15 protein-coding genes are annotated in these 16,650 nt (G+C 61.6%); 7 read left to right on the top strand and 8 right to left on the bottom strand.

The window, feature by feature from the left end:
- Positions 1 to 142 precede the first annotated feature (142 nt).
- Entirely contained in the window at positions 143 to 496 is a 354-nt protein-coding gene (locus tag HWX91_RS00395) for a transposase (protein ID WP_025495861.1), read from the top strand.
- A 121-nt stretch (positions 497 to 617) separates the two neighbouring features.
- On the opposite strand, the gene HWX91_RS00390 is transcribed toward HWX91_RS00395, so the two are convergent.
- Entirely contained in the window at positions 618 to 2,177 is a 1,560-nt protein-coding gene (locus HWX91_RS00390) for a methyl-accepting chemotaxis protein (RefSeq protein WP_028196183.1), read from the bottom strand.
- Between the two features lie 246 nt (positions 2,178 to 2,423).
- Positions 2,424 to 3,170 carry a Crp/Fnr family transcriptional regulator gene (locus HWX91_RS00385; RefSeq protein WP_028196184.1) on the bottom strand — a complete coding sequence of 249 codons (747 nt, stop codon included), beginning with the start codon at positions 3,168 to 3,170 and terminating at the stop codon, positions 2,424 to 2,426.
- Between the two features lie 166 nt (positions 3,171 to 3,336).
- Here HWX91_RS00385 and HWX91_RS00380 point away from each other — a divergent pair, with 166 nt between their 5' ends.
- Positions 3,337 to 4,968: an acyl-CoA synthetase gene (locus HWX91_RS00380; protein ID WP_028196185.1), complete on the top strand. Its 1,632-nt coding sequence runs from the start codon at positions 3,337 to 3,339 to the stop codon at positions 4,966 to 4,968.
- Positions 4,969 to 5,067: 99 nt separating this feature from the next.
- Here the strand turns inward: HWX91_RS00380 and HWX91_RS00375 are convergent, their stop codons facing one another.
- The 3 genes from HWX91_RS00375 to HWX91_RS00365 all read right to left on the bottom strand — a co-directional run bounded on the left by HWX91_RS00375 (position 5,068) and on the right by HWX91_RS00365 (position 6,712).
- Positions 5,068 to 5,292: a hypothetical protein gene (locus HWX91_RS00375; protein ID WP_025495857.1), complete on the bottom strand. Its 225-nt coding sequence runs from the start codon at positions 5,290 to 5,292 to the stop codon at positions 5,068 to 5,070.
- A gap of 287 nt (positions 5,293 to 5,579) precedes the next feature.
- Positions 5,580 to 5,783, bottom strand: coding sequence for a cold-shock protein (locus HWX91_RS00370; protein WP_012428559.1), 204 nt, complete (start codon positions 5,781 to 5,783; stop codon positions 5,580 to 5,582).
- A 293-nt stretch (positions 5,784 to 6,076) separates the two neighbouring features.
- Positions 6,077 to 6,712, bottom strand: a complete 636-nt coding sequence (locus HWX91_RS00365) for a LysE family translocator (protein ID WP_025495856.1) — start codon at positions 6,710 to 6,712, stop codon at positions 6,077 to 6,079.
- A gap of 474 nt (positions 6,713 to 7,186) precedes the next feature.
- Between HWX91_RS00365 and HWX91_RS00360 the strand changes: the two genes are divergently transcribed.
- Positions 7,187 to 7,450, top strand: coding sequence for an H-NS family nucleoid-associated regulatory protein (locus HWX91_RS00360; protein WP_025495855.1), 264 nt, complete (start codon positions 7,187 to 7,189; stop codon positions 7,448 to 7,450).
- A gap of 116 nt (positions 7,451 to 7,566) precedes the next feature.
- On the opposite strand, the gene pcaG is transcribed toward HWX91_RS00360, so the two are convergent.
- The gene (gene pcaG, locus HWX91_RS00355) at positions 7,567 to 8,154 is read right to left on the bottom strand and encodes a protocatechuate 3,4-dioxygenase subunit alpha (protein ID WP_028196186.1); all 588 of its coding nucleotides are present in this window, start codon (positions 8,152 to 8,154) and stop codon (positions 7,567 to 7,569) included.
- Between the two features lie 3 nt (positions 8,155 to 8,157).
- Entirely contained in the window at positions 8,158 to 8,862 is a 705-nt protein-coding gene (gene pcaH, locus HWX91_RS00350; RefSeq protein WP_028196187.1) for a protocatechuate 3,4-dioxygenase subunit beta, read from the bottom strand.
- 107 nt (positions 8,863 to 8,969) lie between these two features.
- Here pcaH and pcaQ point away from each other — a divergent pair, with 107 nt between their 5' ends.
- Together pcaQ and HWX91_RS00340 are read left to right on the top strand one after the other, a co-directional pair.
- Positions 8,970 to 9,995, top strand: a complete 1,026-nt coding sequence (gene pcaQ, locus HWX91_RS00345; protein ID WP_042274777.1) for a pca operon transcription factor PcaQ — start codon at positions 8,970 to 8,972, stop codon at positions 9,993 to 9,995.
- Positions 9,996 to 10,272: 277 nt separating this feature from the next.
- On the top strand, positions 10,273 to 11,406 hold the full coding sequence (locus HWX91_RS00340) for a 4-hydroxyphenylpyruvate dioxygenase family protein (protein ID WP_028196188.1): 1,134 nt from the start codon (positions 10,273 to 10,275) through the stop codon (positions 11,404 to 11,406).
- Positions 11,407 to 11,433: 27 nt separating this feature from the next.
- On the opposite strand, the gene HWX91_RS00335 is transcribed toward HWX91_RS00340, so the two are convergent.
- On the bottom strand, positions 11,434 to 12,366 hold the full coding sequence (locus HWX91_RS00335) for a LysR substrate-binding domain-containing protein (protein ID WP_028196189.1): 933 nt from the start codon (positions 12,364 to 12,366) through the stop codon (positions 11,434 to 11,436).
- A gap of 167 nt (positions 12,367 to 12,533) precedes the next feature.
- Here HWX91_RS00335 and HWX91_RS00330 point away from each other — a divergent pair, with 167 nt between their 5' ends.
- Together HWX91_RS00330 and HWX91_RS00325 are read left to right on the top strand one after the other, a co-directional pair.
- Entirely contained in the window at positions 12,534 to 13,571 is a 1,038-nt protein-coding gene (locus tag HWX91_RS00330; RefSeq protein ID WP_042274781.1) for a DUF1338 domain-containing protein, read from the top strand.
- Positions 13,572 to 13,623: 52 nt separating this feature from the next.
- Positions 13,624 to 16,641 carry an FAD-binding and (Fe-S)-binding domain-containing protein gene (locus tag HWX91_RS00325; protein WP_028196191.1) on the top strand — a complete coding sequence of 1,006 codons (3,018 nt, stop codon included), beginning with the start codon at positions 13,624 to 13,626 and terminating at the stop codon, positions 16,639 to 16,641.
- Positions 16,642 to 16,650: the final 9 nt, after the last annotated feature.

The following is a 16,650-nucleotide window of genomic DNA, read 5'->3' as shown; positions in this document are numbered from 1 at the left end:
TTTCTGACAATTGCACACACGAGCCTGACAATAATTGACTTTCTTGAGGGAGTGCTTGGGGTAGTCTGAAAAATGATCAATTAATAGACACCATTTTCGCGGCGGCGCTGGCATTTGCGCTGCGGGTGCGCGTTCTTACTGCATGGATACTCCCCCTTCAAACCTGCCGGCCCGCTCACCGGCCGTTCAGGATCTCACCGACGAGCAATGGCATCGCATCGTGCCGCTCCTGCCTGAAATGAAAGACCTCGGGCCTCGGCGTGGCCGTCCCAGCATCGACATCCGTTGCGTGGTGAATAGCGTGCTGTGGGTGTTGCGCACGGGCAAGCCGTGGCACGCGATGCCCGACCGATATGCGCCGTATCAGACCGCGCATCGCTACTATCTGCGCTGGAAGAATTCAGGTGTGCTGTCGAACATCGCGTTTGCGCTATTCGACGATGATGCGATGCTGGCGCGCCCGGTCACGCGCCGGAGCGACCCGCGCGCTGCGTAGCAGTGTCTACGCGGGTACCGTCTGCAAAATAGAAAAAGCCGTTATCCGCCTGGTGGGTAACGGCTTTTTTATCGGCAGCATTGACGAGCTATGCCGTGCGACTACATCGCAAGCCGCTCAATCACGCCTGCTGTTCGACCTTGAACACAGCAACCGCATTTCGCAGACGTTCGGTCTGCTCATCGAGCGAACCCGCCGCGGCCGCCGCTTGCTCGACTAGCGCGGCATTGCGCTGCGTGACGTCGTCCATCTGACGGATCGCGAGATTGACTTCACCGATACCCGAGCTTTGCGCTTTCGAGGCCGCCGAAATCTCATTCATGATCGCGGTGACGCGGCGCACGGCGTCGACGACTTCACCGATCGTGCTGCCGGCCTTACCTGCCAGCGTCGAACCCTCTCCGACCTGCGCGACGGACTGGTGAATCAGCACCTTGATCTCCTTGGCCGCGGTGGCGCTGCGCTGGGCGAGATTGCGCACTTCGCCCGCGACGACCGCGAAGCCACGGCCTTCTTCGCCGGCGCGCGCCGCTTCCACCGCGGCGTTTAGCGCCAGGATGTTGGTCTGGAACGCGATGCCTTCGATCACGCTGATGATCTCGCCGATCTTGCGCGAGCTATCGGTGATGCCGGCCATTTTCTCGACCACGTCGTTGACGACCTGGCCGCCGCGCGCGGCGATATTCGATGCATCCGTCGCGAGTTCCGACGCGGTTGCTGCATTGTCGGCGTTCTGCGTGACGGTCTTGGTGAGCTCGTCCATGCTTGCGGCGGTTTGCTGTAACGAAGCCGCCTGTTCTTCGGTGCGGCTCGACAGATCCAGATTGCCCGCGGCGATTTCCTTCGAGGCGACCGTGATCGTCTCGGCGGAGGTCTTGATCCGCGCGATGGTGGCAGCCAGTTGATTGCGCATCTCGCGCAGCGAGAACAGCAGGCTCGACGCATCGTCATGGCGCAGGTCGATGTGCGTGGCGAGATCGCCGCGTGCGATCTGCATGGCAAGCGCTGCCGCCATGGAAGGTTCTCCGCCGATCGAACGCGACACGTTGCGCACCACGCGCGACGCCACGAACGACACCACCACGCCGAGCAACACCAGCATGCCGGCCGACCGCGCGAGCGTGGCGTAGAACTGCGCCTGGATGTCGTCCATATAGGCGCCGGCGATAAAATCCCAGTTCCACGGGGTGAAACGCTTCACATAGCCGATCTTTTCGCTCGGCGCCGTTTCACCGGGTTTCGGCCACCAGTAGCGCAGATAGCCTGCGCCGCCCGGCGAGCCGCCTGCCTGCGCGATGTCGTGGTACAGCGCGTTGCCTTTGGCGTCGCGAAAGCCGCTCATATCCTTGCCATTCAGCTTTGGGCTCATGGGATGAGCGACCATGACCGAATCGCTGCGCACGATCGTCACGTAACCCGAGGTGCCATAACGCTGTGCATTGATGCGGGCGATGGCCTGCTGTTTGGCTTCTTCGACCGGGAGCTTGCCCGCGTCGGCGAGCTTCGCGTAGTCAGCGACGATCGATACCGCCATGTCCGTGACGTCGGCGAGGTCCGCACGCCGTGCATCCATCTGGGCGTTGCGCGCATCGAGCGCGTTCACGACGGTAACGATCAGGAGCGCCGCCCAGCAAAGCAGTATCGGCACCCATAATTTCTGTTTCAGTGTCAGACGGTTCATTATCGGCTTTGACCACACGTTGAACTCGGAATAGGGAGAGTCTGCAATCTGCGTTGCATAGTCGGCATAACGGCCATTGCTACGGATTCTTTATTGCGGGATCCGAAATTGCGCCATGGAACGCGAGCGTCCGCTCTGATGCGGCCGATGAAAAGCGGGGAAACACCGGGGAAAAGCGGGGAAAGTGAAGTCAAACCCGCGGAAAATGCGAGGAAATCAAGGGCCGGCGCTCGCGCGTGTCCGGACCTAGATCTGTTCCTGACCAAACGCCCCCAGGCGCTCAAGATCAAGCACGTCGATCTGGTTGTACGAGAGGCGCACAATCTGCAGCTTTTCGAGGTTTTGCAGTGCCTGGTTGATCCGTTGCCGCGATACGCCGGCCAGCAGGCCGAGCTCTTCCTGTGAAATGGCCAGCGTGCGCCCGGTGTCGGGATAGAGATCGGGATTGAACAGTTGTGCGAGCGACTGGGCGACACGTGCATCGACGTCGAGTAGACGGCTATTCTGGATCGTCGCGATGAATTCGCCCATGCGGTTATTCAACTGCCGGATCACGAAGCCGGTAAACGGCAGGCTCGATTCCAGCAGTGCATGGAACGTCTCCGACGGCACGAACATCACGAGCGACGCCTGGATGGTGGCCACGTCGTACTTGCGCAATTCGCGCTTGATCACGCTGCCTTCGCCGAACCAGCCGCCGGGCGGCACGCCGGAGAGCGTGCAACTGCGTCCCGAGGCGTTGTAGATGGCGAGTTTGATGAGGCCGGAATAGACCCCGATCCAGTAGTCCGACGGCTCCTGACGGCGCGCGATCCAGGCGCCTCCCTCGAGGCGCTCCGCGTAGGCGCTGGCAAGAACCATGGCCTGATGCTCGGCGGCGAGCGCCCGGAACCAGGCGCAGGTGCCGAATAATTGCGGCAGGTCGGCGCGCGGGACCCGTTCAGGCCGATGCGAGGGCACGTCTGCGAGAGCGGGGAACGGGGCGTCATCCATGGGCGGCTAGCGGGGCGTAAGCGGGTGAAACCGGTTGGGTAGAGCCAGGGCGCGCCACTCTGTCATTTGAATGACAGACAGTTCACCATGACAGTTGTTAGGCTAGTTCGCTAGTCCATCAAGCAGAAAAATTGACGGCGCGGCCAGCGCCTCAGGAGACAAAGCGATGATGCAGATGTTTGAAGACGGCCTCCAGCGGCGCGAGGCCAATTATGTCCCGCTCACGCCCATCGATTTCATCGTGCGCGCAGCGGAAGTCTACGGTGAGCGCCCGGCAGTCGTCCATGGGGAGATTCGCCGAAACTGGCGCGAAACTTACCAGCGTACGCGGCGCCTCGCCAGCGCGTTGCGGCAGGCCGGTATCGAACGCGGCGACACGGTTGCCGCTTTGCTGCCGAATATTCCTCCGATGATAGAAGCGCATTTCGGCGTGCCGATGGCCGGGGCCGTGCTCAATACGCTGAATACGCGGCTCGACGTGTCGTCGCTATTGTTCATGCTGCGCCATGGCGAGGCGAAGGCGCTGATCGTCGATACGGAGTACAGCGAATTCGCGCACCGCGCGGCGCTGGAGTTTCCGGAGTTGCGTGTGATCAGCGTGGCCGATGCGATGCCCGCCGACGCGGACAAGTTCATCCGCGCAACCGACTATGAAGCGTTCCTGCAAAGCGGCGACCCGGAGTTCGCATGGACCCTGCCCGCTGACGAATGGGACGCGATCGCGCTTAACTACACTTCGGGCACGACCGGCGACCCGAAGGGCGTGGTCTACCACCATCGCGGTGCTTATCTGAACGCGCTCAGCAATATCCTCGAATGGGATATGCCCAAGCATGCGGTTTATCTATGGACCTTACCGCTCTTTCACTGCAACGGCTGGTGTTTTCCGTGGACCGTCGCCGCGCGTGCCGGCGTCAACGTCTGTCTACGCAAATTCGACGCAAAAACGGTGTTCGAACTGATTCGCCGCGAAGGCATCACGCATTATTGCGGCGCGCCGATCGTGCAAAGCGCGCTTGCGAATGCGCCCGCCGAATGGCGTGAAGGCATCGCGCATCGCGTATCGACGATGGTGGCGGGCGCGGCCCCCGCGCCGGCGGTGATTGCCAAGATGAAGGAAATCGGTTTCGATCTGACCCACGTGTACGGACTTACCGAGACCTACGGCCCGGCCGCAGTCTGTGCGAAACAGGAGGAATGGGAAACGCTCGACGACAACGCGCGTGCCGAAATGAACGCGCGGCAAGGCGTGCGCTATCACTTGCAGGCAGCCGTCACGGTGCTCGATCCGGATACGCTCGCGCCCGTGCCCGACGACGGCGAAACGCTCGGTGAGATCATGTTCCGCGGCAACATCTGCATGAAGGGATATCTGAAGAACGAGCGCGCCACGGAAGCGGCCTTCCGCGGCGGCTGGTTTCACACCGGGGATCTCGGCGTGCGGATGCCTGACGGCTATATCCGCATCCGCGATCGCAGCAAGGACATCATCATTTCCGGCGGCGAGAACATCTCGAGCATCGAGGTCGAAGACACGCTGTACCGTCATCCCGCGGTCTCCGTTGCCGCCGTGGTGGCGATGGCCGATCCGAAGTGGGGCGAAGTGCCGTGCGCCTTCGTCGAGCTCAAGGAGGGTGCTCAGGTGAGCGCGGAGGAGATCATTGCGCACTGCCGGCTTTTTCTTGCGGGATACAAGTTGCCCAAAGCGGTGCGCTTCGGCGAATTGCCGAAGACGTCGACGGGAAAAATTCAGAAGTTCGAACTGCGCGCGCGGATCAAGGCGGAACAAACCGGATAGATCGCGCACGCTAGTCTGGTCTAGCGCGCCGAATGGCGCGCTAAGTGTTGTGGAACGATGCAAGCGCGGGGTCCCGCGTGCATCGGGTTCGACAAGCGCTTAACCGCGCGTGTCGACCCAGCGGCGTGCCCAGCGTGCGGAGTGCTGCAGTGCCTGTTCTTCGTTCGGGAAGTAATCGAGCGAGTAGAACTGGTAGCGCCCTTCGGTACGTGCGCTGTCAGCGCGTTCGAGCAACAGGTTGGATGAAAAGCTACCGTCGGGCAAACGATGCGCCGAGGGTTTGACGGCATAGCCGTTGTAATGATGAATATGTTTGTTTTGCATTTTATATTTTAATAATGTTCGAGTGCGCGCCTGCCGTGCGAGCCGTGGTACGGGTCACGCGGACGAGCCGATTCGAGCCATTGCGAGCCGAATCCAAACGCAGTCGGAAAGCTAAAAAGGGCGTTGAAGCCAGAGGGGAGAATGAGGTGCAACGAGGCGTTTGGCGCTTAGGCTAGCTGCTCGACACACATGCAGCTAAAAGCGATCGCGCCAACTGTGGGAGACAAATCTCCGCGAGGATGTCGCTGCAGCCCGATGTCCGTTGCCGGACACCGAGCCCTTCAAACTTACAGCGGCTTGATGTTAGCCGCTTGCAGACCCTTCGGGCCTTGCTTCGTTTCGAAGCTCACCTTCTGATTCTCAGCCAGCGTCTTGAAGCCGTCGCCGCTGATTTCGGAGAAGTGCGCGAACAGGTCGTCGCCGCCCTTGTCCGGGGTGATGAAGCCAAAGCCTTTGCTGTCGTTGAACCACTTAACGGTACCGGTATCCATGAGGAATCCTTGAGTAAAAATAGAAAAATTTGCTCTGTTGAGGAGCGCGTGAAGCATCAAGGAGGGAGAGGACAACGAATACCGCTGAGGAGCGAGACATTGATGAACAGCAATCGAACTTCTTGAACTTCGGACGCCACAGTAACCGCCGGGCATGCCCGGCGTCAACACTTATCTTGTAACTGTTTTGTTATGAATGTGGCTTGCCTGTGTACGGCTTGGGACGATGCGGCCCCGTTACCGGCTTGCCAGGTCGTACGGACACGGCAAGCCATTCGAGCAGCCTTTCCGTTTCAGATACCCACTTTGTGCGCTGTCAGGATCAGGCGTAATCCCAGTGCGGCGACCGCGCTCGCGGCGACGCGATCGATCCAGGCTTTCCACTGCAAATACATTTCGCGCGGCCGCTTGCTCGAGAAGCACAGCGCGACCACGGTGTACCAGCCGGCCTCAATGGCGAAGATCGCGGGGGGCAACGCGAAGTAGCACCACAGCGGCGGATGTTGCGGAAGCAGGGCCGCGAAGATACTGCCGTAATAGACCGCCGTTTTCGGATTGCTGAGTTGTGTGCTCAAACCAATCCAGAATGATTTGCGCGCATTGGTGTTGGCGCCTTGCGCGGTATCGAATGCGAGCGGTTTGGCGGCGCCGCGCCAGATCTTCGACGCAAGGTAGATCAGATAAAGGCCGCCGGCCACTTTCAAGCCGACATATAGCCACTCTACGGTCGCGAGCAAGGTGTACAGACCGAGCAACGCGATCGCGCTGAAGAACACGCCGCCGATGCCCATGCCCGCTGCTGTCGCGAGGCCGTCGCTGCGCGAGAGACCGATTGCATTGCGGGCAACGATGACAAAGCTCGGTCCAGGGCTCATGGCGCCGAGCAGCAGCGCGGCGAGGATTGTGGCGATGGCGGTCGAGGCGGGCATTTCTGTATATCTCCTGAGAGACGGCAATGTGAGGCCGTTGGATCAACGAAACATAGCATGGGAGAGTGGGATTTTGCTCTTTGGCCGGTGTGAATAGAACTCGTAGGAATTCGCACAAGCCTGTGCTGGGCGTAATCGGAAATCACACGGAAATCACAAAAAAACCGCGTGTTGCAGGCAAGCAATCAGATACTGCAAGCAGCGGAAATTGGATGCTAGAATCACTTCCCATACGCTAAAGCAGCCTTGGAACACCAAGGCCGACCGGGCGCGATTCGAGCCGCTTGCCAATGAGTTTCTCTAAATCCAGCATTTATTGGGCATGATTCCAGATGCGAATTGTCACGCATCGGGAGAGGCGTCGTGAGTTCGCTTTGCACCCAACCCATCTGATTTACGCACAGGCTTCGCGTTGTTTAGCGAAGTCTTTTGTTTTTCGAACGCGCGCACTATCAGCCGCGAAACCGGTACGTTATGAAAGAGCGAGAAGAACAACGGCTGTTCGACCTCGACGGGAATGCGCGTGAGCGCCTGATCGTGTGGATCCGCCGCCGCATGGACGAATACGGCATAACAATGGAAGCGCTTGCCGAAGCGATTGAGGCCGACAAAGCGGCAGTCCGCGCGGTGATGTATCGCGACGCCTTCGGTAATACTTGGGATGGTCATGGCGATAAACCGGACTGGCTCGCGCGCGCGATCTACGCCGGACAGAACATCGACCATTTCCGCTGCTGAGCGCAAAAAAAAGCCCGCGCGGGGCGGGCTTAACTACTCGGAGTTTCGCGATCCAGTCGCTAGACGGATCATCCTCAGTGTATGTGAAAGCTATATGAAAGTATAGAAAATTCACATCACAGGTCGAAAAACACCGTTTCCTTGTCACCCTGCATATGGATGTCGAACCGGTACACGTTGGCGGCATTCGGTTCGCGCCGCGCGATCAATGTGCCGCGTCGGTCCGCCGGAACTGCCGCCAGCACGGCATCCCGTTCGTTAGCCTCGGCTTCGTCTTCGAAATAGATACGAGTGAAGGTGTGCAGCAGCATGCCGCGCATTGTCACAACCACGTTCAGATGCGGCGCTTCGTCCGGGCTTGCGCGGCCGGGTTTCACCGTTTCGACGACAAAGCGTTTCTGCGGATTGGTACCCGTGCCGACGCGGGCAAAACCACGGAAGCCCGTTTTCAGCGTTTCCTCGCGTGATTCCGGGTAGTGGCCTTGCGCGTCCACCTGTGAGATTTCCAGCATTGCATCGCCGATCACCTGGCCGTCGCCATCGAATACCTGGCCGATTAGCGTGATGTGTTCGCCGGCCGCTTCGCGGTCGGCCAGAACTGGCGTGAACAGGCTCTTGAAATCGAAATCGTATTGCTGCGGGCACAGACCGTAGGCGAAGTACGGTCCAACCGTTTGCGAAGGCGTTTGCTTGAGAGTTGTCATGGCCTAGCGCTCCATCGGAGTTTCGTTGCGGCCGCGCAGCACGATGTCGAAGTCGTAACCGAGCGCATAGGCCTCTTGCGTCGTATCGAGCGAGAAGTTTGCAATCAGGCGCTCGCGGGCGTGCTCGGGCGTGCCCTGGAAAATCGGGTCGAAAGCCAGCAGCGGGTCGCCGGGGAAATACATCTGCGTGACGAGGCGTGAGCCGAAATAGTCGCCGAACAGCGAGAAGTGAATATGGTTCGGACGCCACGCGTTCGGGTGATTGCCCCAGGGGTAAGCGCCCGGTTTGATCGTCAGAAAGCGGTAGCGGCCTTCCTTGTCGGTAATGCAGCGGCCGGCGCCGAGGAAGTTCGGATCGAGCGGCGCGTCGTGCTGATCGTTCTTGTGCACATAACGGCCGGCCGCATTGGCCTGCCAGATTTCAACCAGCGTATTGCGCACCGGCCGGCCGCCTTCGTCGAGCACGCGGCCCGTCACGATGATGCGCTCGCCAAGCGGTTCGCCATTACGCACCGCGTTGCGCGTCAGGTCGTGATCGAGCGCGCCGAGGTCTTCGGTGCCGTAGACCGGCACGCGCTGGTCGCGCAGCTTTTCTTTGAGCGGAATCAGCGGACGCGTCGGGCCGCGTTTGACCGACGAACCGTAGCCGGGATAAACGTAGGCGGGGTGGGACGCGAAGTCGCGCTTGGTGAGAAAGGACTCGTCCATCAGTGTCTCCTTCGGGGAATTGTGGGATACAGCGTATGGAGCGACTTTATCCAACCTGTGCGGTTATGCAAAATGACGTTTTCGCCCTTTTCGTATAACCTCTCGTTATGCAACGCAGCCTCGCGGATAGCCGCGTCAAATTCCGTCATCTCCAGTGCTTTCTGGCCGTCGCGCAGTTCGGCGGCGTGCAGCGGGCCGCTGCGAGCCTGTCCATTACGCAGCCCGCGGTCTCCAAGACGGTGGCCGAACTCGAAGCGATTCTCGGCGTGAAGCTGTTCGAGCGCGGCCGCCACGGCGCCGTGCCGACGCGCGAGGGGCAGCTTTTCATGCCGCATGCGAGCGCGTGTGTCAGTGCGTTGCGGCAGGGCGTCGATTTATTGGCACGAGCGGAAGGCGCGGCCGCCGCCACGGTGGAAATCGGCATTTTGCCGACCGTGGCGGCCGCGCTGATACCACCGGCGTTGAAGCGATTCGCCGCGCTTTGGCCCCGTGTGATCGTGCGTCTCGCCACCGGCGCCAACCCCGAGTTACTCGAACGCCTGAAGGCCGGCACGATCGAATTCGCCATCGGGCGCCTGGCGGACCCGGAAAGAATGGTCGGGCTCAGTTTCGAGCAGCTTTTCAGCGAGCCGTTGATTGCCGTGGTGCGCGCCGGGCATCCGTTGGCGCTCGTGGCAGGTTTGCCGGCCACGTCGCTGGAGGATTTTCCAGTGGTGCTGCCGCCGTTCGGCACCTTGATCCGGCAATCTGCTGAGAGCCTTTTGAGCGCGTGGGGCGTGCCGCCGTTGTCGGGGTTTGTCGAAGTACTGTCGGTGTCCACCGGGCGCGCTTTGACGCTGGAGAACGACGCGGTGTGGTTCGTGCCGCTGAGCGCGGTCGAATATGAACTAGGGCACGGGATGCTGGTGCGTTTGCCGTTGCCGTTCGCGGGCACTGGCGAGCCCGTGGGCTTGATCCGGCGCTCGGATACGCAGCCTTCGCCGGTGGGCCGGGCGCTTATCGATGCCGTGCGCAACGTCGCGCAGCAGCGTATGGCGGCCGCCGCCGTCGGCGAACCTGGAGCCAAACGCGCGTCGAGGTCCAAGTCCAAGTCCGGGTCCGGGCGTGGCCGCGGCGAGACGCCAAAGATCTGACGCATACCGCGCAGGGGCCGCGAGAAACGCGGAGGATGCACGTCAGCGTCACGCTGCGGCCCAAATCGCCGCGTGTGAACCATCTGGTACAAAATGACGGTTGCGAACGCCCTGCTACCCGGTGTACAAACACGGTGCAAAAGCCGCCGTACGCTGAATCGATGCGGCACACCGCGCAAGCGGTGTCACACTGCGTGTAGACGGCAGCTTGCACCAGAGCACAGAAACATCACAAATACCCGGAACGCTGTACGAAAAACCGTACAAGGAGATTGCCATGCCCAGCGACTTGCCCACCCCAGACGCCGCGCTACGCGCCGTGTCGGCGCCTGAGCACAATCCGCTCGGCACCGCCGGCCTCGAATTCGTGGAGTTCGCTTCGCGCGAGCCGAAAGCACTCGGCGAGACCTTCACGAAACTCGGCTTCAAGGCGATTGCGCGCCATATCAGCAAGGACGTCACGCTGTATCGCCAGGGCGAGATGCATTTCCTGATCAACGCCGAGCCGGATTCATTTGCCGAGCGTTACGCCGAGGAGTACGGCGCAGGCATCTGCGCAATCGGCATTCGCGTGGCCAATGCGCAGCGCGCCTTCGACCGCGCGATCGAACTCGGCGCATGGGCGTTCGAAGGTGAACGGATCGGCACGGGCGAGCTGTTGATCCCGGCGATCCAGGGCATCGGCGATTCGCACATCTATTTCGTCGACCGTTGGCGCGGCCGTGGCGGCCAGCGCGGTGGCCTGGGCGATATCTCGATCTTCGATATCGACTTCCGTCCGATCGAGATCGATACCGCAGAAGCCGATCTGAATCACGCGGGCACCGGCCTCGTCGCGGTCGATCATCTGACGCAAACGGTCGGCGAGGGCCGGATGCAGGAGTGGCTCGATTTTTATCGCGACCTGCTCAATTTCCGCGAGATTCACGAGCTGCACGCGAACTGGCATGTGGCGGCGGAGTCGCGCGTCATGGTCTCACCGTGCGGCGCGATCCGCGTGCCCTTGTATGAAGAAGGCACCCGCCGCACGAATCTGATGCACGAATATCTGCCGGATCATCCGGGCGAAGGCGTGCAGCACATCGCGCTCGCCACCGACGATATCTTTGCGTGCGTCGAGCAACTCCTCGCGAACGGCGTCGAATTCGTCGAGCCGCCGCCGCGCTATTACGAGCAACTCGATGCGCGTCTGCCAGGCCATGGGCTCGATGTCGAGCGGCTCAGGCGCACGCATGTTCTGGTGGATGGCGAGATCGGCGCCGACGGCGTGCCGTTGCTGTTCTTTCAGACTTTTGTACGGCGCGGTGCCGGAGAGATTTTCTTTGAGATCGTGCAGCGGCAAGGGCACCACGGTTTTGGCGAGGGCAATTTGAGCGCTTTGGCGCAGGCGCGCGAGCAAGCCGGGGCGTAGCATTCGCCCCCGCCGCATAGCGCGAAATCAATCGGTATCGGGATTGCCGGCCAGTTCAGGATTCCCCGCGCTGTATGCGGCCGCTTCGCGCAGCAGCCACTCGCGAAAGTTCGTGAGCGGCTTACCGTGGCTCAACTCGGTCGGATAGACGAGGTAATACGCCGAGTCGGCGACCGCGGGCGCGTCGAGTGGAATCACGAGTCCCAACTGCCCGAGTTGTGTATCGACGAAAAAGCGTGGCACGAGCGCGATGCCGAGACCGGCCGCGGCGGCACTGATCAGCATGGTGTGGAGTTCGTAGCGCACCCCTTGCATCGTCCGGTTATCGTCGACACCGAGACCGGCGAACCACGACGCCCAGCCGTCCGGCCGGGTGGTGGAATGCAGCAGCGGGTAGTCCAGCAGATCGGCCGCCGTGTCAACCGGGCGCGTCAGCAAGCTCGCCGCACAGACCGGCACAACTTCTTCACTGAACAGAAATTCCGCCGAGGTGCCGGGCCATGTCGGTTTGCCGTAGTGAATCGCCGCTTCGAAATGCGTCTCGGCGAACGGGAAGGTGCCGGTGCGCACGCCCATATTGACCCGCACATCCGGATGCTGCGCGTTGAACGCCGCCAGTCGCGGAATCAGCCATTGCGAGGCGAAAGTGGGCAACACCGCCAGTTCCAGATACCCGCCGCCGCTGCCATGCGCAATGATCGACAGCGTGTCCCGGTCCAGTTGTTCCAGCGAGCGCCGCACCTGCGCGCTATAGACCTTGCCCGCCTTGGTCAGGACCACGCGCTGTTTGACGCGCACGAACAGCCGCACGCCGAGATTGCTCTCCAGTGTATTGATCTGCCGGGACACCGCGCTTTCGGTCAGGAAGAGTTCGCGTGCCGCATGCGTGAAGCTCTCGTGCCGCGCGGCGGCTTCGAAAGCGAGCAGCGCGCCCATGTTGGGGATCTTGAACTTTCGCACATTGATTCCAAAAACGCATCAAGTGGCGATTTTATCTCGCTTTACGGCAGCGCCGCGGATTTGAATAATCTCGCATCCAACGATGCCGCGTTTGCGTCCTGAAGCCGTGCCGACAGAGCGTTTTCAGGCACGCGAAAGCGTTTCACCGCACCTTGCCCGGAACCGATATGCGAAACATCAAGAATGCGAATGTCGAACAACTGCTGCTGAAACTGCTCGGCGCCGAGAAAACCGCGAGGCTGTTCGCCACGTTGAATCATCCGCGGATTCTCAATGAATGGGAGGACGGCACTGTCACACGCGCCGAGATGGCGCAGGCGATGAACATGGCGCTGTTTGAGGATTTGCTGGGGCGTTCGGCAAATGGCCGCCGCTACACCGAGGAAACGACTGCCGCCGGCGGCAGCGTCTATTTCGACCACGGCGCGTTGCGCACCGTGCGCTGGGCCGCCAGCGGTGCGTTGCCGCCTGGCGAGGCGGCTTTCGCACGCATCCTGCGGCCGCTTGGTTTCAGCATCAATGGCCGCTACCCGCTCGACCGTCTCGGTATGACGGGCCGTGCCTGGGCGCATGACGACGCGCCCGATGAAATCGCGCAGTTCTTCGTCAGCGAATTGCATCCCGAGCGATTTTCGACGGCATTCCAGCAGGCCGTGACGAACGTGATCGGCACTTCGCGCGATCCGCTGACGCCGCAAGCGGCCGGCCAGTTGTGGGAGCTCGAACGCGAAGGCGTGCTGCCGCTGGAGGCGGCCCATGCGCTGCTGCCGGTGATCGTCGGCGCGTTCGCACGTCAGCATGAGATGCCACGCGAAGCCGATTACGCAGTATTGTTGAACGAGTCGGCGGAAATGGCGTGGATCGCGACCGAAGGCAACGCTTTCAATCACGCTACCGATCGCGTCGCGGACGTGTTCAAGCTGTCCGATGAGGAGAAGGCGAAGGGGCGGCCGATGAAGCCGGAAGTCGAGCGTTCGCGCTCGGGCCGCGTGTTTCAGACCGCGTACCGCGCGGATGTCGTGCGGCGCGAATTCCGTGCGGCCGACGGCAGCATCGTGACGCGCGAGGTGCCGGGCTCGTTCTACGAGTTCATCACGCGCAAACGGACTTTCGACCAGGACGCGCGCCGCTGGGAAACGGACCTGCGTTTCGACGCGGGCAACGCGCAGGGCATCTTCAAGATGACCGCGAGCCAGGCTGCGTGATGCGCAGTTTGGATCATGGCGCGGGCGTTGGACACGAGACGTGAGGGACGCGGTGGGAACGTCATTGGATGAAGAGCAGGGCGCGGGCGTGAATGCTTCGTTGCGTGCCGCAGCTGACAGCGCGTTGAAAGCGCCGCGCGTTGCAACGCCGTTTCAGGGCACTGCCACTGTGATGCAGGCGCTCGAAGCCGACCTGCGTCGCAATGTGCGCGGCGAAGTGCGCTTCGATCACGGCTCGAAAGCGCTGTATGCGTCGGATGCGTCGAACTATCGGCAAGTTCCGCTCGCCGTGGTCGTGCCGTCGGATGTCGACGATCTGCTGGAAACGCTGGCTGCCTGCCGTCGCCATGACGTGCCTTTCCTGCCGCGCGGCGGCGGCACGTCGCAGAACGGCCAATGCGTGAACGTCGCGGTGGTGGCCGACGCAAGCAAGTATGTGAACCGCGTCGTGTCGGTCGATCCGGTCGCGGGGATCGCACTCGTCGAACCGGGCGTGGTGTGCGATACCTTGCGCGACGCCGCGGAACAGCATGGCCTGACGTTCGCACCCGATCCCGCAACGCACAGCCGCTGCACGCTAGGCGGCATGATCGCCAACAACTCGTGCGGCGCGCATTCGGTGATGGCCGGCAAGACGGTCGAGAACGTCGAGGCGCTGGAAATCGCGACTTTCGATGGTGCGCGCTTCTGGGTCGGCCCGACGCCGGACGACGAACTCGACCGCATCATTGAGGCGGGCGGTCGCCAGGGTGAAATTTACGCTGCGCTCAAGCAACTGCGCGACACCTACGCCGATCAGATCCGCGCAAAATTCCCGCAGATCAAGCGGCGCGTGTCGGGCTTCAATCTCGATCAACTGCTGCCGGAAAACGGCTTTAACGTCGCGCGTGCGCTAGTCGGCACCGAGGGCACGTGCGCCGTGACCTTGCAGGCGAAAGTGCGGCTCGTGAAGAGTCCGGCGAAACGCGTGATTGTCGTGGTCGGCTTCACCGATATCTATACCGCCGCGGATGCCGTGCCGCATTTCATGCGCTGCGGGCCAATCGCGATCGAGGGGCTCGACCGCGCGATCATCCGCGGCCTGCAGGCGCGGGGTTTGAAGAAGGACGAGATTGCGTTGCTGCCGGAAGGCGATGCATGGGTCGTACTCGAATTTGGCGCCGATACGCAAGACGATGCGGTACGTCAGGCGCAAACCGCCGCGGCGTACTTTTCGTCGGGCGAAGCGGGACCGAATGTGTCGGCGATGCTCGTCGAGGATCGCGCATTGCAGGCAAAGGTGTGGTCGATTCGCGAGACCGGGGCGTCGGCGGTGGCCTTGTCGGTGGATGCCGGCACGCCCGATCCGGTGGTCGGCTGGGAAGATGCGGCGGTCGATCCGTTGCGTCTCGGCGACTATCTGCGCGCGTTTCAGGCACTGGTGGATCGTTACGGCTACGAGACGAGTCTGTACGGCCATTTCGGCGACGGCTGCGTGCACGCACGCATTACCTTCGATCTGCGCAGCGTGGAAGGCGTCGCGACGTGGCGCAAGTTTCTGCGCGAAGCGGCACAACTGGTGGTCGAGTTCGGTGGCTCGCTGTCGGGCGAACACGGCGACGGTCAGGCCAAGGCCGAGTTTCTGCCGATCATGTACGGCCCTGAACTGATGCAGGCCATGGAGCAGTTCAAGGCGATCTGGGATCCGGCCAATCGATTGAATCCGGGCAAGGTCGTGCATGCATATCGCGTCGACGAAAATCTGCGCATGGGTCCCGCGTACAAACCGGTGACTCTGCAAACAAAGCTTACGTTCGCCAGTCAGCAAGGCGACGGCTTTCAGCGCGAGATCGAACGATGCATCGGCATGGGCAAGTGCCGTTCGCTCGAAGGCGGCACGATGTGCCCGAGCTATCGAGCAACACGCGAAGAGCAATTCTCGACACGTGGCCGCGCGCATCTGTTCTGGGAAATGCTGCAAGGCGATGTGATCGCCGACGGCTGGCAAAGCCGCGAAGTGAAGGCGGCGCTCGATACCTGCCTCGCGTGCAAGGGCTGCAAATCCGATTGCCCGACGCACACGGATATGGCTTCGTACAAAGCGGAGTTTCTTTCGCATTACTACGAGACGAATCGTCGGCCGCGCGAGGCGTGGTTCATGGGGCGGATCGGCGAATGGGCGCCGTGGGCGGCACGGTTTCCGAGGCTGACGAACTTCATGACTTCGGCGCCGGGCCTGGCTGCGCTCGGGAAATGGGCTGCCGGGGTCGCGCAAGCGCGGGAATTGCCGAAGTTTGCCGTGCGGACTTACCGGCAGATTGCGCGGCGATCGCTCCAGACCGTGGGCGACGTTCGTGCTGATCGTGGGGTCAAGAAAGTCATTCTGTGGGTCGATACCTTCAATGACCACTTCACGCCCGAGATCGCGCAGGCCGCTGCCGATGTGCTGACGCAAATGGGCTGGCACGTCGTGCTGCCGAAGAAGCGTTTGTGTTGTGGGCGTCCGCTCTATGACTTCGGTTTGCTCGACCGTGCGCGTGAGTTGCTGACCACGATTCTTGACGACCTCGGCGACGATATTGCCGCGGGCGTGCCGTTGGTCGGTCTTGAGCCCGGTTGTTTATCGGTGTTCAAGGACGAGTTGCTAAAGCAGCTTCCCGGTCATGCATTAGCGAAACAACTGTCGGCGCAAACTTTCCTGTTCTCCGATTTCGTCGCGCGTCAGCCGTTCGAATGGCCGACGCTTGCCGCGGATGTCATCGTGCACGGGCATTGCCATCAGAAGGCGCTGTTCGGTATGCAAGGCGATGCCGCGCTGCTGGGCAAGCTCGGCGTGAAATGGAAGTTGCTCGACACCGGATGCTGCGGAATGGCGGGCTCGTTCGGCTTTAACGACAAGCATCACGCGCTATCGGAGAAGATCGGCGAAGACCGGCTGTTTCCCGCCGTGCGTGCCGCGGCAGCTGCGAATGCGGAAACGATCGTGCTGACCAACGGCTTCAGTTGCCGAGAGCAGATCGAGCAGGGGACGGGCCAACATGCGATGCATATCGCGCAACTGGCGCAGCGGGCGTTGGCGGGGCGTTGCTAAAGTGCGGCC

The organism is Paraburkholderia fungorum, assembly GCF_902833645.1.
In the GTDB taxonomy this organism is placed as follows: domain Bacteria; phylum Pseudomonadota; class Gammaproteobacteria; order Burkholderiales; family Burkholderiaceae; genus Paraburkholderia; species Paraburkholderia fungorum.
Note: the sequence above shows the minus strand (reverse complement) of the source record. Positions and strands in the feature narration are given on the sequence as shown.